The organism is Staphylococcus sp. HMSC34G04 (genome assembly GCF_001838765.1).
GTDB lineage: Bacteria > Bacillota > Bacilli > Staphylococcales > Staphylococcaceae > Staphylococcus > Staphylococcus epidermidis.
In genome coordinates, this window is the sequence record NZ_KV838752.1 from 29,973 (window position 1) to 47,830 (window position 17,858).

Here is a 17,858-nt window from a genome sequence, read left to right on the forward strand (position 1 = left end):
AGGACAAGCTGAAGACTACAGGATGAAGCTGTTCCCTAAGAAAGCAATCCAACAATACGAACTATTGTAAATAAAGGAGCCAGTAAATGAATTTATAAAAAACTCATTTACTGGTTATTTTGCTAGAAATTATGTGCCAATCTCTCCTTTTAATTTCAATATTTGTAAAATATTTTGAACACACTCTCCTACCAATAACATAAATATTGAAACAAGCTTGATAATAGCGCATTTTAATCCACTATCGACTACCCATATGTAAAAATCCTTGAGTCAATGACTTAAGTTTCATATTAATCGAACATGAACGAACCTCCAATTCTTTTACAAAATTTTGAAATATATATCACTTTTTCAATAACGTTGAATAGAATTTAACTACCTGGGTAAACATCATAATGTAATTGCTAAAACTAACGTAATCTATACGTTTTTATAAATAAAAGGAGGACATCATAATGAAATATATTGTGGTAGGTACATCTCATTCAGGATATGAAGTAATCCAAACATTGCTTAAAGAAGATGAAAATGCTGATATTCAAGTTTTTGAAAGTGCAGATCAACCGTCCTTTTTATCTTGTGGTATTCAAAGTTATCTTGAAGACATCTCATCATCACTAGATGATTTACATTACGCATCCGTTGACTCTTATAAGGCACAAGGTGTAAACATTCATACGAATAGCACAGTCACAGATTTAGATACTGACAATAAGACTGTTACAGTTGAACACCAAGGTCAAACATCAACTTATTCTTATGATAAATTGTTCCTAAGTCCCGGCGGTAAACCTGTTACACCTCCAGTCGATGGAATTGAAAAATATAAACATGTATTATTTATGCGTGGACGCGATTGGGCAAATCAAATTAAAGAACGCATGAAAGATGCCAAAAAGGCTGTTGTAGTCGGAGGTGGCTATATAGGTATTGAAGCTGCTGAAGCTTTTGCTAAAGCAGGCATAGATACTACAATCGTAGATGTCGCTGATCGTATATTAAACACTTACTTAGATAAAGAGTTTACAGACGTATTAGAAACAAATGCACAGCAACACGGTCTTCATTTTAAAGGTGGCGAAACAGTACAATCACTTTCAGGAAATCAAAATGGCGAAGTAACTACTGTAGTTACCGACAAAAATGAATATGACGCAGATACTGTCTTATTTGCTGTAGGTGTCGAACCGGCTACCGAGTGGCTAAAAGATAAAATAGATTTAGGTAAAAAAGGAATTATAAACATTAATCACCAACAACAAACATCTGCTAAAGATGTCTATGCAGGTGGCGATGCGACATTAGTTCCTTTTGCACCAGTATCTGAGGATCGTTATATTGCATTAGCAACAAATTCAAGACGTCAAGGCGTTGTCGCAGCAAAAAACATGTTGGGTAAAGAAATGACAATGCCGCGCGTTTCTGGTACTTCAGGTTTACAATTATTTGATTATAAATTTGGACAGACTGGCATTCATGGTACAGAAATCGATAATTATGATGGCAATTTAGGTCAAACATACGTAGAAGAATTGATTCGTCCTCAATTTATGCAAGATGATACGAAAATTCATATGAAAATTATTTATGATAAAGACACTCACCGTATACTTGGTGGTCAAGTCATGTCAAAAGAAGATATTACTGCTTCTATTAATACAATTTCAGTAGTAATATCTGCTGGATTCACACTTGAACAGCTCGCTGTCCAAGATTTCTTCTTCCAACCTGATTATGATAGACCATGGCATTACCTTAATGTTTTAGCTCAACAAGCATTGGGAGATACATTTGGTAGCGATAAGATGTTATTCTAAATCTCTTAATCTGATATAGGATAAAGTACTTATAAGCCTAGGATATCTAATGTTGTCCTAGGTTGATTTAACCTTTATCAGTTGATAATTAAATTGCACCAGTTAAACTTTTTCAATTCTATTCATCGGTGTTTCTGACGAAATGATGTATTTAAGGAAAATCATTGTTACGATTTATTAACATTTTACACATCTAAATCATAGTTAATTACAACAATTATGTGATTTTTCATCATTTTTAAGTAGAAAAACTTGAGATAAAAAGTAATTTTTATCATACTGTATATGAAAGTTATATTAAGGAGTGGAAAGTATGAATAAAGAACAATTAGAAAAAATGACTCATGGTAAAGGATTCATTGCTGCATTAGACCAAAGTGGTGGTAGTACACCTAAAGCACTTAAAGAATATGGTGTGAATGAAGACCAATACAGTAATGAAGACGAAATGTTCCAACTTGTTCACGATATGCGTACACGTGTTGTAACTTCACCTTCATTTTCACCTGATAAAATTTTAGGTGCGATTTTATTCGAACAAACTATGGATCGCGAAGTTGAAGGTAAATACACTGGAGACTATTTAGCGGACAAAGGCGTTGTTCCTTTCTTAAAAGTCGACAAAGGTCTTGCTGAAGAGAAAAATGGCGTACAATTAATGAAACCAATTGATGATTTAGATGAAACTTTAGATCGTGCAAATGAACGTCATATCTTCGGTACTAAAATGCGTTCTAACATCCTTGAACTTAATGAACAAGGAATCAAAGATGTTGTTGAACAACAATTTGAATTCGCTAAAAAAATCATCGCTAAAGGTTTAGTACCTATTATCGAACCAGAAGTTAATATTAACGCTAAAGATAAATCTGAAATTGAGAAAGTTTTAAAAGCTGAAATCAAAAAAGGTTTAGATTCATTAAACGATGATCAATTAGTTATGCTAAAATTAACTATTCCTACTGAAGCTAACTTATATAAAGAATTAGCTGACCACCCTAATGTTGTACGTGTAGTAGTATTATCAGGTGGTTACAGCCGAGATGAAGCTAACAAATTGTTAAAAGATAACGATGAATTAATTGCAAGCTTCTCACGTGCATTAGCAAGTGACTTACGTGCTAGCCAATCACAAGAAGAATTCGATAAAGCATTAGGCGATGCTGTAGATTCAATCTATGATGCGTCAGTAAATAAAAACTAATTATTTATCAGTTCATAACGAACAATGTTTTCTCTTAACAACATCACATTGTCTAGAGAAATATTAAAACCGTGTGGTAGATTAATCTGACCACACGGTTTTTTTATATTTTACACACATTTTGTCCTTTGATTATTCATCGAATGACATACTACTTTCGATAATTTTTTTAAATACACCAAGTTGATAAGATGAAAAATCGTTTTGAGCACTTAAGAATGGCGCTGATGCAACTTCAACGTATTTATGATTATCGTCACTATCTAATTCCGTTGGTGAAAATAGATAATAAGCTAATATGGCTGAGGAAATATCATTCTCTTCATCAGAGTCACTGCCTAATATTGAAACTTGAGTGTATGGTTTCCCTTTATATTTCGTCTGTAAAATACCATATGATGTCGCTTTAGGATTTTTCAAACGCGTTAAATCTTCCAATGTCTTAACTTCTTCTAAGTCTTTAGCTTTAACCATTTTCTTTTTATCTAAAGCAAAAAATCCAGGTTGAATATTTGTAGCTACTAATTTACCTTCTTTAAATGTTGCAAGTATTTGAGCGTAGGACATAGGTTGCTTATTTTTACCTGTTTTTTTACCATCTGGATCTACATACATATAATTGATATGCTTAATATTTTTTTCCTTACTTTTCATTCGTTTAATCTCTACACCTTTTTTATCTTTAAAGAACTTATTAACTTCTTCAATGGATGATCCTTTAGATTCTTTTGTGTATTTATAATCTGCAAGTGTTACCTTATCCATTAATTTTTTATAGTCTTCCCAGCCTTGCAATCCCTTTTTGTTTGTAAAACCTTTTTCTGTAATAAGTGCATCAATTTCATTAAGAACTGGCTTTTGTTTAAGATCCTTAGCTTCTTTTTCTAGTTCTTTATATTCATCCTCTTTTGTATATTCAGTCGCCACGTCCGTTTTTTTCTCCGAGCTTTTTGATGATGACTTTTCATTAGAAGATTGATCTGAATCATTGCTATTTGAACATCCCACAAGAGCAATTGACATCACAATTAATAAAATTCCCAAAAATTTTTTCATATTCTATCTCCTTTTAATTTTTATATACAGAGAAATAACAATTAAATATTCATTATTTTTAAATTGCTATTTATAACTTTATAATACACTATTTAAGGTTTTGGATATATAGTTACCTATACATATTTTTATTTATTAATTTTAAAAAACGAATTTTCATTAATTATCTATCAATTAAAGAAAAGATATGAAATATACTTTGTATTGAATTTTTTCGCTGCCTTATCAAAAGATATGATAGTTCACAATCTTGATTTAAATCCCTTTCATCTGCAAATTAACCATCGACTGTTAATATATAAAAATGCCTGAGACACTCATTGTCTCAGGCATTTAAAATATTAAATACAGCAACTTTACCTAACAAGGATTAATAGATAACGCTATATATTTTTATTTTGCTTTATTATAGAATCCTAATTCAAGATCTTTAGATGTTTGTTTACGTATTTTTCTCATTAATTGAACATCATCAATAAGTGATTCACCATATGAAGGAATCATTTTCTTGATTTTAGGTTCCCAGTCTTTCGCATATTCAGGGAAGTTTTTCTCTAAAACTTCTAGTGCTACTGATACTGAAGTTGATGCTCCTGGTGATTCGCCTAGTAATGCAATAACTGAGTGGTCTTCAGAATTAACCACTTCAGTACCAAATTGGATAAATCCTTTACCATTCTCTTCAGTATCTTTAATAACTTGTACACGTTTACCAGCTGTGTAAACTTGCCAATCTTCATCACGTGCTTCAGGATAGAACGTACGTAAATGGTTCATACAACCTTCTTTTGTCATAATGACTTGGTCAAATGAATACTTAATTAATGGTAAGTTTTTAACTGCAGAAGCAAGTAAAGTCGTAATGTTATATGGTTTAATTGATTTGAATAAATCCAAGTTAGAACCATGTTTTAGGAACTTAGGCCCCACGTTTGCAAATGGCCCAAATAATAATGTTCTTTCACCATCAATGTAACGTGTATCTAAGTGAGGTACCGTCATTGGTGGTGTACCAGGTGGTTCTTTACCATAAACTTTAGCATCGTGTTGTTCAATAACTTGTGGATTTGTACAAGCAATAAATTGTCCACTGATTGGGAATCCACCTAAATGTTTACTTTCTGGAATGCCAGTTTTTTGTAATAGTGGAATTGCGCCACCACCAGCACCGATAAACACATAATCAGTTTGATGTTCGAATACTTGTCCATTATTTAGATTTTTAATTTTAACTGACCATTTACCATTAGACAAACGTTCAAAATCAACAACTTCATGTTTGTATTGCACTTCAACGTTTGGTGAGTTTTTAAGATTTTGAGCCATTTTACGAGTTAATTCACCGTAGTTTACGTCAGTGCCTTCGTCTATTTTACTCGCTGCCATGTAGCCCTTATCTTCACGGCCTTTCATCATTAATGGAATCCATTTTCTCATTTCTTCAATATCTTCAGTATATTCGATATTATCGAACATAGGGAATTGCTTCATCGCTTCATAACGATCTTTTAAGAATTTAACGTTATTTTTACCACGAACAAAACTAATATGAGGTAATGGATTAATAAATTCTTTAGGATTTTGAATTTCTCCTGATTTAACTAAATGCCCCCAGAATTGTTTAGAAATTTCAAATTGTTCATTAATTTCTTTAGCTTTTTCAATATCAATTGAACCATCAGGTTGTTGTACAGTATAGTTCAATTCACATAAAGCTGCATGCCCTGTTCCTGCATTGTTACGTTCATTTGAACTTTCAATACCAGGACGATCTAGACGTTCATATAAATGAATGTCCCAATCAGGTGCAATCGTTTTCAACATAGAACCAAATGTAGTACTTAGTACACCGGCACCGATTAACACGACGTCTTTTTTGTCAGACATAGCCATAATGTTCACCTCTTGTGTAGTAGTTATCAAATTGCTTTCCAGCTAATTAGACGTCATCATTCTTGTTATATTACTTTATAACCTCAAAACCTTAGAAAAGAATCAAATCTAATAGCTTTTACATATATATGTTAAAGCAAGCACTTTGAAAAGTAAATTGTTAATAGTAAATTTATGACAATTTTATGATATATATTTTTATGAAAATTTAACGTTTAGCTAAAAACTTTTCAATATAAAATGCCGATTCCTCTATCGATTTATATTCTGTATTAATTACCGTTGCATTTAATTTTCTAAAAACTTCTTCAGCATAAGATAATTCTTTTTTGATACGCTCTAAACTATTGTAATTAGATTCTGAAGATAGTCCTAATGTTTCTGCACGATTACGTCGTATATTTGCGATATAATTGGGACTTGCTGTTAATCCAAATACCTTTAAATTCTTTTGTTGAAATACATTATCTGGAATAGCCACTTCAGGGACCAAAGGAATATTTGCAATCTTATATCCTTTATTAGCTAAGTACATACTTAATGGCGTTTTAGAGGTACGTGATACACCTACTATTAAAGCATCCGCTTCTCCAATATCTGTAAAATGCTTACCATCATCATATTTCACTGAATACTCAATTGCTTCTATACGCTTAAAATACTCATCATTAAGCTTACGCAACGCACCACTTTCCATTAATGGTTTAGCGTGTGTATGTTTTTTAATTATACTAATTAACTCAGACATGTAATCTACATAGGGAATTTGATGTTCATTTGCAAACTGATGACCTAATGCATTAAATGACTCACTCACTAATGTTGTTGCAACAATTGCATTCTGTTCTTTAGCTAATTGTAAGACATTTAAAAATTCTTGTTCGTCCTTAATATACGGAAATTTCTTAATTTCTACTTGAGTTAAATCTGGAAACTGTGTCAACGTTGCATGAATCATCCGTTGCGCTGTTTCTCCTATTGAATCTGAAACTATAAATAACTTTAATACTTCATTATTATCCTTCACCTTATCGCTCGCTTTCCTCCGCTTGACTCTGAGCTGTAGCTAAAATTGCACCCGGAACTCTAAATGGTGAACATGAAACATAATCAATTCCCCATTGGTTAAATTGACGAATTGATTTTGCATCGCCACCAAGCTCACCACATACACCAATTTTAATCTCTGGATTGGTATTTTTAGCTTGTTCAACGGCTAATTGAATTAGTCGTCCTACACCTTCTCTATCTAAAGTTTGGAATGGGTCAAGCTGTAAAATGTTATTTTCAGTATACACATTTATGAATTTTCCTGCATCATCTCTAGAGAAACCAAATGTCAATTGTGTTAAATCATTAGTACCAAAACTGAAGAAATCACAATGTTTCGCAAGGTCATTCGCAATCAAGCATGCTCTAGGCGTTTCAATCATAGTACCTATCATATATTGTATATCTTGTTGAGATTCTTTTTCTAAATGTGTAATTGTATTAACTAATCGTTCTTTTAAAGTTGTAAATTCTTCTACTGTTGACACGAGAGGAATCATAATTTCTGGCAGGCACGTTATCCCCTCTTTTTGAAGCTTAATAACACTTTCAATGATAGCTTCAACTTGCATCTCATATAACTCTGGATAAGTCACAGCCAAACGACAACCACGATGACCAAGCATTGGATTGACCTCATTTAAGTCAACGATTCGCTTGCGTAAGAACTCAGAAGATACATTCAGCTGTTGAGAAACATTGTTTATATCTTCTTCAGATGATGGTAAGAACTCATGTAACGGTGGATCAAGTAAACGAACAATCGTAGGTCTATCTTGAGATAATCTAAAAATTGTTTCAAAATCTTCTATTTGGTATGTTTTAATTTTTTCTAAAGCTTGTACACGTTCGTCATGATTTGAAGCTAAGATAAAACGGCGCATTTCTATTAAACGTTCAGGGCCAAAGAACATGTGCTCAGTACGAACTAAACCTATTCCTTTAGAGCCAAAATTATATCCAGCTTTTATATCTTGTGGTGTTTCAGCATTCATTCTAACTTGCAGTCTTGCAATCTCTTCAGACCAAGTCATAAATTGATCGAACTCTTCACTATGTTCAGCATTGACTGTTTCAATTGCTCCTAAATATAAATCACCAGCTGAACCATCTACAGAAACGATATCCCCTTCATGTAATTCACCTTCAGGATAATATACTGTTTTGTTCACTGTATCTATCTCTACATTCGAACATCCTGTCACACAACATTTACCCATTCCTCTTGCTACAACAGCAGCGTGTGATGTCATACCACCATGAGTTGTTACGATTGCTTCACTTGCTACCATCCCCTCAATATCTTCAGGTGATGTTTCCGGTCGCATTAACACTACTTTATTACCATTTTCAGCTTGAAGTTTTGCTTCTTCAGCAGAGAAGACTACTTTTCCTGTTGCTGCACCGGGACTAGCTGGTAAGCCCATTTTAGAAACCACTGTCGCTTGCTTTAATGACTCTTCATTAAAATTAGGATGTAATAATTGGTCTATTGATTTTACTTCTACTTTTGATACTGCTTCTTCACGTGTAATTAATTGCTCGTGAACTAAATCCACAGCAATTTTTATTGCTGCTTTAGCAGTACGCTTTCCGTTACGTGTTTGTAATAAATAAAGTTTCCCATTTTCAATTGTAAATTCTATATCTTGCATATCTTTGTAATGCTTTTCAAGTTGTTTGGTTACATCAACGAACTCTTGATGCACGTCTGGCATTTGTTGTTTTAAAGTGTCAATATCCTTAGGGGTACGAATACCTGCAACAACATCTTCACCTTGAGCATTAAGTAAGTACTCCCCGAATAAATGATTTTCTCCGGTAACTGGATTTCTTGTAAATGCTACACCCGTACCACTATTTGCACCACTATTACCAAATACCATTTCCTGAATATTTACAGCTGTACCAATATCATGTGGAATATCATTTAAATCTCTATATACACGTGCACGATCATTGTCCCAAGATTTAAATACTGCTTCAATTGCTTCTTCTAATTGCTTTAACGGTTCTTGTGGAAAAGGTTTATATGCCTCTTCTACATAAATTTCTTTATATCTTTCACATATAGTTTGTAGTCCTTCTGCCGGAATTTCAGCATCATTTTGATAACGATGCTTCGTTTTAAAATCATTAAAATATGTATCGAAAGCTGTCATTGGAATACCGTAAACAACCTCTCCAAACATTTGTAGTAAACGACGGTAACAATCATATGCAAAGCGCGCATCATTTGTTTTGTCAACAAGCTTTTTTACATTATCATCGTTAAGTCCTAAATTAAGAATTGTATCCATCATTCCTGGCATGGAAATTTTTGCACCACTACGTACTGATACTAATAATAAGTTGTCATCAGAAGAAAATGCCTTTCCAGTTCGTTTAGAAAAAGCTGCTAAATGATCAATTAATTGTGTCTTTACTTCTGTAGGTAGTTCTTCATTTTGTTTTAAATAGGTAATACAAGCTTCAGTCGTAATTGTAAAACCATCAGGTACTGGTAGTCCGAGTCTCTTCATCTCTGAAAGATTGGCACCTTTACCACCAAGTAAGTCTTTCATAGCTATATTTCCTTCATTAAATGCATAAACGAATTGTGTCATTCTTGACCACCTCTTATTTTTATTATGTCATACTATTTATTTACAAGTATGTCATAATAAAAAAGGAATTACAACACTTTTAAGAAAAGGCTTTCATTAAATTTGTTCTAAATATGTCAAAAGTATTAATTTAATGCTTTTTTATTCATGATTCTATTTTTCAATTCATCATTGATGAGGTTATACTCATGTAATCGTAAAAAACAGGACAAAATTCATATTGAATTCCCTATCCCATGACATTAACTAAATTATACTAATGCATATTTCTAATATTAGTCTCTGATAATCAAAATAAAAAACCTGAGACATTGTATAAGTGTCCCAGGAAATATTTTCATTCATACTTAATGCGATGAATACTATTGTTTATATTTTTTAATTTCTGCATCACGTAATTCAACGCGACGTATCTTACCTGAATTTGTTTTTGGTAGATTTTCAACAAATTCAATTGCTCTTGGATATTTATACGGTGCTACTTCATTTTTACAGAATACTTGTAATTCTTGGATTAACTCATCACTTGCTTCATAATCATCTTGCAAGATGATAAATGCTTTAACAATATTTCCACGAATGTCATGCGGACTTGCTACAACAGCACATTCTTTAACAGCTGCATGATTTGTTAATGCATCTTCTACTTCAAAAGGTCCAATGGTATATCCTGAACTAATAATAATATCGTCACGGCGACCTTCGAACCAGAAATAACCATCATTATCAATATGAGCTTGGTCTCCAGTAACATAATAATCACCTGTTGAAGCTGCTTTTGTGCGTGCTTCATCTTTAAAATAACCTTTAAATAAGGCAGGTAAGTCTAAAGGCACGGCAATATTACCTTTTACATTTGGGCCAACCTCTTTACCATCATCATCAATGACAGTAACAAAACTACCAGGTATACCTTTACCCATTGAACCCATACGTGGTTCAGTATCTTTTAGAAATCCAATCAACAATGTACTTTCCGTTTGTCCATATCCATCTCGAACAGTAATATTAAAATGACGTTTAAATTGTTCAACAACTTCTCGATTTAAAGGTTCACCCGCAGACACCGCACTGTGTAAATGTTCTAAATTATACTGTTCTAAATGACTAAGTTTAGCCATCATACGATATTCTGTTGGTGTACAACATAGAACATTGATTTGATAATTTTGAAGTAACTCGAGATATGTTTCAGGGTGGAAACGACCGTTATAGACAAATGCTGTTGCTCCCATCCCTAAAACAGATAAGAATGGACTCCACACCCACTTTTGCCACCCTGGTGCTGCAGTTGCCCATACAAGATCATTCTCTTGTATGCATAACCAATGTTTTGGTGCCATTTGCAAATGGGCATACCCCCATCCATGTGAATGCGTTACTGCTTTTGGATTACCTGTTGTACCTGATGTATAAGAAAGAATCGCCAAATCATCTCGTGTTGTATCTGCGCCTTTAAGGTCATCACTTACTTTTTCTTTTTCATCTTCTATTGAAACCCAATCTTCTTTGTGACCAGCTACTATAAATTTCTTTAATTGGTCATATTCTTTAACGTTTTCGAATTCTTTAGTTAGAGAATCAAATGAAATAACTGCATCAATCTCACCGTGAGTAATTCGATATTGTAAATCTTTTGTTCGTAACATTTCCGAACTTGGAACAATCGCTATACCCAGTTTCAATGCTGCAATATATAATTCATATGTAACGATTGCACGTGGCATCATGATGAGAACTTTATCTCCCTTTTTTAGCCCATGATTGAGGAATACATTCCCTACTTTATTAGCATTACTGATAAGTTCTTTATAACTTACAGAAATATTTTCATGCTCGTTATCCTTGTAAATAATGGCTTTTTTATGATCTTCTGAAGCATATTTTTCTATTTCTGAAACAATATTATATTTCTCAGGTGCTAGTAAATTTGATTTATTCATACGTGTACTTCCTTTCAATATACTTTCATCTAAAAACTACCAAAGGTTTATAATCTATCAAACCTATTAAAAACATTCGTATCATTCATCATCAACTAACAAATTTTCAAATAAGAAAAACCTGAAAAATAAAATAATGTACAGGTTTATCATTAACTTTTTGATTGTTGACAATAACTTTTTGTTACATACATTCATTTATCTTATATTATTTGGGCAAGTCAAATAGACTTTTACGTGTGTACAATTCATTAAAAGTATTCTCAAACTTTTATTCTTAATAAATCCAATAAAATATTATACCGTTTTTATATTTTATCATTCATATATTCAACACAAATTTAGTTATTAAGACTTTCTAACTCTATTCTTATATTATAGGATAAATCTTTATTGACTATACGATGATCGACACCTTTTTGAGTTCCACGTTTTTTATGAGTTTGCGCATATGCTTTTGAATTTTGCCAATCATAGAAAGCTTGTCTACTGTTCCATAGCGTGATGATAATGTAATGTCTCCCTTTGACTACCGGTCTAAGAAATCTTAACGCTTTAAAACCAGGCACATCTTGCAAATGTTGATTTCTCTTTAAAAACCGTGACTCAAAAACCTCTTCATTACCTTCATTGACGAATAAGTGATTTAACACACAAAATGTATCATTAGATAAGCTGTTAATTGATTCTAATACTTCGTAGTGCTGTTGATTATTATTCCTTTCAATTATGAATGAATTACGAGTTTCTTCTATTATATATGTTTTATTTGTATCGCTAACTAACATAAGACATCCCTTCATTTCAATTTAATATTATAGGGCTACTTTACTTTGTTCATATAGTGATAGTGAGCGTTTTACAGTTTCAATACAATCGTCATCAAAATAATTTAACTGATTAAAATAGTTTAATATATTATGTGCTGTTGTTTCCTCCATAGGGAAATCTTCATCTTGGTTAATCCATGCGGCTAGTTTACCTAAAGGTGTTTCATCACCAACGAAATTTTGTATAAAATGATAAAAACTCACCTTATCACCTCTTCAATATGATATAAATACATACTACCATGATTTATTATATAAAACATTAAATCCAAACCGACACTCTATGTACTTAACTTATACATATATATTCTTAGTAACTTATCAAAGTAAGAGAAACTAAGTGATATAGTAGCTGAAAAGTGTTATTGACACATAAAAAACATAAACTTTTCATTGCTCTTATTTTCTCTAATTAATTAAACAGAATATCAAACCTACTACATATAGAAGTAAACATAATTATCTCTATGGCACCCAAAATGTGCGACTTGATTATCTTGTAAATATCTGAAGCAACATTTACTATTCAATTATTACTTTTCTAAATATAAGCATATATACTATTTATAAATTATGACCCCAAGTATGCATAATCACCTCATTTTCAGAAGGATAAAATAAGGCTAATTCTTTAATATTGATAGAGCGACAAAGACGTTACATATAACTATGTTTTAACAAAGATGGTGTCTTATGATTATAGATGTAATTTTATTAGCTCGTATACGCACCTCAATCAAACAATACTTGCCTTCATAAAAGTAAGTAATAGTAGTATTTCATTTCTCTTGAATAATAAGTACAGAGTCTTGTGTAAATAACGTCTGATTTCTACTTTTCTCTGTTTTTTCAAGATAACTTTGAACTAATGTTTGATGCATCTAAATACTCACTTTGAAAGCTCAATGAAATTTCATTTATAAATACTGTTATATATGTAAAAACCTGAGACAACGATTTGTCTCAGGTCATTTTATAAATAACGAATAAATGAGCTAAAAATATACATTTAATTAAATTTTTAACTTAACTTTTCATCTATCATTTTAATATTGATAGAATGGATCATCTTCCATTGCACCTGCTTTTTCATCATCAATACCATGTTTATAATAGTCAACATATTGAGGTTCAAGCGGTTTTCTACCACGAATAATATCCGCTGCTTTCTCAGCTAACATCAATACAGGCGCATGAATATTACCATTTGTTGTTCTAGGCATTGCTGAAGCATCAACGACACGTAAATTTTCCATACCATGTACTTTCATAGTTAATGGATCGACTACTGCCATTGGGTCAGATGCAGGTCCCATTTTCGCGCTACAAGATGGATGTAATGCAGTTTCTCCATCTTTTCGTACCCAATCTAAAATTTCTTCATCCGTTTGAACTTGTGGTCCTGGTGAAATTTCGCCACCATTAAATGGATCCATAGCTTTTTGTTTTAATATATTTCTTGCTACTCTAATTGCTTCAACCCATTCTCTTTCGTCTTCTTTCGTAGATAAGTAATTAAACACGATACTTGGTTTTTCAAATGGATCCTTAGATTTGATTTTCAAACTACCTCTTGAGTTGGAGTACATTGGTCCAACATGTACTTGGTAACCATGTGCTACTGGTGCTTTTTGACCATCATATCTTACAGCAATTGGTAAGAAGTGGAACATGAGGTTTGGATAATCAACATCATCATTTGATCTTACGAAGCCGCCACCTTCAAAGTGGTTAGACGCCGCTGCACCTTTACGTGCAAAAATCCATTGTAAACCGATGAACGGCATACGTTTAACATCAAGACTAGGTTGTAGTGAAACCGGTTGTTTACATTTATGTTGAATATATACTTCTAAGTGATCTTCGAAGTTCTCACCAACACCTGGTAAATGCATACGTGGTTCAATACCTTTTGATTTTAAGAATTCTGAGTCACCAATACCTGATAATTGTAATAGTTGTGGCGTATTGAAAGCACCGCCAGATAAAATGACTTCATTTGCATGAACAGTATGTTCTTTACCATTTTTCTTGAAAGTCACGCCTGTTACTTTTTTACTATTATTTTCATCAAATATTAATTTTGTTACGAACGCACGTGTTTCAACATCTAAGTTTCTACGTCTTAATGCTGGGCGTAGATACGCTCTTGAAGCAGACATACGACGTCCATGATGTACTTGGCTATCAAATGGGCCAAATCCTTCTTGTCTGTAACCATTAACGTCTGCAGTTTTATGATAGCCCGCTTCAACACCTGCGTTAAAGAATGATTTAAATAATGGATTAGTAGCTGGTCCACGTTTTAATTTGATTGGACCATCATGACCTCTAACTTTATCATATGGCGCTGCACCATATGTTGTTTCTAACTTTTTGAAGTATGGTAGACAATGCGCAAAGTCCCATGTGTCCATTCCTTCAGGTTCTGCCCATCCTTCATAGTCCATTGGGTTACCTCGTTGATAAATCATACCGTTAATAGAACTTGAGCCACCTAATACTTTACCTCTCGCATGATCAACTCTACGTCCCATATGTGGTTCTTCGTCAGTTTGATATTCCCAGTCATAAAAACGATTACCTGATGGGAACATCAATGCTGCTGGCATTTGAATAAATAAATCCCAGAAATAGTCACTACGTCCAGCTTCTAATACCAAAACATTTTTATCTTTATCCTCTGAAAGGCGTGCACCAAGAACTGAACCTGCACTACCACCACCAATAATGACATAATCGTATGAATCGCGTTTTCTTCTCATCGTTAAAGACCTCCAAAAATTGATTTGTTTTCTTTGTTTGTTAACATCTCTTTCTTAAAAGGTTTCATTTATTGAAGTGAGCACCATACCTTTGTAAGTACTCACTTCATGTAGCATTTTGTATTTATAAGTCATTTACTGTATATAAGCAATGTATTATTATTTACTAAACCAATCCACTGGTTCTGGATTAGTATTTGTAAGAATATGTTTACTTACTAAATATTCCTCTAATCCTTCTTTACCTAATTCTCTACCAATACCTGATTGTTTGTAACCGCCCCATGGCGCTTGCGCAAAGTATGGATGGAAATCGTTAATCCAAACCGTACCAAGTTTCAATTTATTCGCAACACGTTGTGCTTTACCAATATCTTTAGTAAATACAGCACCTGCTAAACCGTAAATTGAATCATTTGCTAAGCGAATAGCTTCTTCTTCGTCAGCAAATCCTTCTACAGTCACAACTGGTCCAAAGACTTCCTCTTGAACAATACGCATTGATGTATCACAATCTGTAATTACAGTAGGTTCAAAGAATAATCCCGCTTGTAAGTCTTCACGTTCAGGACGTTTACCACCAATAGCAATTGTTGCTCCATCTTTTTTCGCAACTTTCATATAACCTTCAATTTTATCGCGGTGTGCTGTTGAGATAACTGGTCCCATTTCAGTATCTTGATCAAAACCGTTACCTAATTTGATTTTGCTTACGCGATCAATAAGAGCTTTTTCAAATTTATCTTTAATATCATTGTGAACTAAGATTCTAGAACCAGCAGAACACACTTGACCAGCGTGGAAATATCCACCATTAAGTGCTTGGTCTACAGCTAATTCGAAATCAGCGTCATCAAAAATAATATTAGGATTTTTGCCGCCTAATTCTAATGCAACGTCGGTTACGTGATTAGCTGCTTGTTTCATAATGTGTTTTCCTGTTTCAATACCACCTGTAAATGAAACTAAATCGACTTCTTCATGACCTGACATCACGTCGCCCACTTCTGATCCAGCACCAAGTACTAAATTAATTGTTCCTTTTGGGAAACCAACTTCCTCCATCAATTCAAATACACGAATTGTTGTTAACGGAGTAATTTCACTTGGTTTCATAACTAATGAGCAACCTGTTGCTAAAGCTGGCGCAATTTTCCAAGATGCTTGAAGTAATGGATAGTTCCAAGGTGTAATTTGAGTAACAACACCTACAGGTTCTTTAACTATTTTACTTTCTGTATTAGGAATTGGTGAGTTAATCATTTCACCGCCATCTTTATCAGCTAAACCAGCAAAGTACATAAACACATTGTGAATATCATCCATATCAGCGTAGGATTCTTCTAAAGTTTTACCAGTGTCTAATGTTTCTAATTTAGCTAACTCTTCTCTATTTTTTTTAATTTTATCAGCAACGGCTCTCACTTTTTTACCTCTGACTTCACTTGTTTCAAGTGACCATTCACCGTCTTCGAAAGATCTTCTAGCAGCTAAAATTGCTCTTTCAACATCTTCTTTAGTTCCTTCAGCTACAGTGAAGATTGTTTCTTGATTGTAAGGATTTATAATATCTCTTGTGTTTTTATTTGAACTTTCAACCCATTCTCCATCAATATATTGACGATTTGATAATTTATCTACAAGTTCCATCAAACGACCTCCGTTAAGTTTGTTAAATTTTTATTTAACGAATTTTACAGAGTTATGTTATCATAATTGATGAAAAAGTGTCAATTTCTTTAAAAATGTTTGTATTTTACAATCAAACTTATCTATGTTTAAGAAATAATTTTTGTTCAGAAAATTACTTTTCTTTTTTTCATAAAAGGCTTTATAATGATTCTCGTGTGTATTTATTAGAAATGGGACATATAGTATAGGTTTTTATAGCCGTTTATAGATTACGGCATTGAGATAGTCAAACAGTAGTATAGACATTAACAATTCAAATCGATAACTAACATTTGATTTTGATGATTATAAACTTTCAATGTAACTATGCTTTATATTCGCGAACGAACTACAACTCAAAGCAATAGATGTATTATTTACAATCATCATAAAATCATAGTATCTAGTGCGTCCCACCTAAGCTGAATAATGGATTAAAATGGAGGTGCAGTGATGGATTATAATAACAATGACAGTCAACATATCGAAGAAGCTAAAGATTTAGTTATCAACTCAATCGGTGAAACCATGGATTTGTATGGTATCAACCGTAGTGTAGGTAACCTGTATGGCATTATGGTTTTTGAAGGAAGTATGACACTTGATGAAATGCGACAACAACTGCAAATGAGTAAACCTAGTATGAGTACAGGTGTAAAAAAACTACAAGAATACGATATCGTCAAACAACAATTCACGCGTGGTAGCCGAAAGCAACATTTTATTGCAGAGAAAGATTTCTTCACTTTCTTCCGCAACTTTTTCACTAAAAAATGGGAACGTGAAATTGACACTAATATGGAAGCTATTAAAGATGCAGAAAATATCATTTACCCAATTCTTGAAAAGAATGATATAGACGAGGAAGTTAAAAACCAAGCAATAAATGTAAAAGCGCAGTTAGACCACTCTAAAATTTATTACAAGTGGCTCGCTCAATTAAGTGAAGCTTTAGAGTCAGGAGAAATCTTTAACTATTTTCCAATTCCAGATGAACAACATCATCATGATTAAAAATAA

Annotated in this window: 12 protein-coding genes; 3 read left to right on the top strand and 9 right to left on the bottom strand. The window is 33.0% G+C overall.

The window, feature by feature from the left end; all coding sequences use genetic code 11:
* Positions 1-458: 458 nt before the first annotated feature.
* Together HMPREF3241_RS09510 and HMPREF3241_RS09515 are read left to right on the top strand one after the other, a co-directional pair.
* Positions 459-1,820 (top strand): FAD-dependent oxidoreductase, encoded by a 1,362-nt coding sequence (locus HMPREF3241_RS09510; protein ID WP_002486869.1) that lies wholly within the window; start codon positions 459-461, stop codon positions 1,818-1,820.
* A 313-nt stretch (positions 1,821-2,133) separates the two neighbouring features.
* The gene (locus HMPREF3241_RS09515) at positions 2,134-3,024 is read left to right on the top strand and encodes a fructose bisphosphate aldolase (protein ID WP_002458264.1); all 891 of its coding nucleotides are present in this window, start codon (positions 2,134-2,136) and stop codon (positions 3,022-3,024) included.
* Positions 3,025-3,156: 132 nt separating this feature from the next.
* Here the strand turns inward: HMPREF3241_RS09515 and HMPREF3241_RS09520 are convergent, their stop codons facing one another.
* The 9 genes from HMPREF3241_RS09520 to betB form a co-directional block, all read right to left on the bottom strand.
* Positions 3,157-4,080: a hypothetical protein gene (locus HMPREF3241_RS09520; protein ID WP_058703079.1), complete on the bottom strand. Its 924-nt coding sequence runs from the start codon at positions 4,078-4,080 to the stop codon at positions 3,157-3,159.
* 393 nt (positions 4,081-4,473) lie between these two features.
* Complete coding sequence (gene lqo, locus HMPREF3241_RS09525; protein ID WP_001830651.1) at positions 4,474-5,973, bottom strand: L-lactate dehydrogenase (quinone); 1,500 nt, start codon at positions 5,971-5,973, stop codon at positions 4,474-4,476.
* A gap of 208 nt (positions 5,974-6,181) precedes the next feature.
* The gene (locus tag HMPREF3241_RS09530) at positions 6,182-7,000 is read right to left on the bottom strand and encodes a pyruvate, water dikinase regulatory protein (RefSeq protein ID WP_002447042.1); all 819 of its coding nucleotides are present in this window, start codon (positions 6,998-7,000) and stop codon (positions 6,182-6,184) included.
* Position 7,001: 1 nt separating this feature from the next.
* Complete coding sequence (gene ppdK / locus HMPREF3241_RS09535; protein ID WP_058703080.1) at positions 7,002-9,629, bottom strand: pyruvate, phosphate dikinase; 2,628 nt, start codon at positions 9,627-9,629, stop codon at positions 7,002-7,004.
* 362 nt (positions 9,630-9,991) lie between these two features.
* Entirely contained in the window at positions 9,992-11,572 is a 1,581-nt protein-coding gene (gene mbcS / locus HMPREF3241_RS09540) for an acyl-CoA synthetase MbcS (RefSeq protein WP_002447040.1), read from the bottom strand.
* A gap of 341 nt (positions 11,573-11,913) precedes the next feature.
* On the bottom strand, positions 11,914-12,360 hold the full coding sequence (locus HMPREF3241_RS09545; protein ID WP_002495975.1) for an antibiotic biosynthesis monooxygenase family protein: 447 nt from the start codon (positions 12,358-12,360) through the stop codon (positions 11,914-11,916).
* Positions 12,361-12,387: 27 nt separating this feature from the next.
* Positions 12,388-12,606 carry a sterile alpha motif-like domain-containing protein gene (locus HMPREF3241_RS09550; RefSeq protein ID WP_002447038.1) on the bottom strand — a complete coding sequence of 73 codons (219 nt, stop codon included), beginning with the start codon at positions 12,604-12,606 and terminating at the stop codon, positions 12,388-12,390.
* Between the two features lie 842 nt (positions 12,607-13,448).
* Complete coding sequence (betA, locus tag HMPREF3241_RS09555; RefSeq protein ID WP_001830593.1) at positions 13,449-15,167, bottom strand: choline dehydrogenase; 1,719 nt, start codon at positions 15,165-15,167, stop codon at positions 13,449-13,451.
* 159 nt (positions 15,168-15,326) lie between these two features.
* Entirely contained in the window at positions 15,327-16,817 is a 1,491-nt protein-coding gene (gene betB / locus HMPREF3241_RS09560; RefSeq protein WP_002447037.1) for a betaine-aldehyde dehydrogenase, read from the bottom strand.
* A gap of 474 nt (positions 16,818-17,291) precedes the next feature.
* On the opposite strand from betB, the gene HMPREF3241_RS09565 reads away from it, so the two are divergent.
* On the top strand, positions 17,292-17,852 hold the full coding sequence (locus HMPREF3241_RS09565; protein ID WP_002447036.1) for a choline uptake/conversion transcriptional regulator CudC: 561 nt from the start codon (positions 17,292-17,294) through the stop codon (positions 17,850-17,852).
* Positions 17,853-17,858 lie beyond the last annotated feature (6 nt).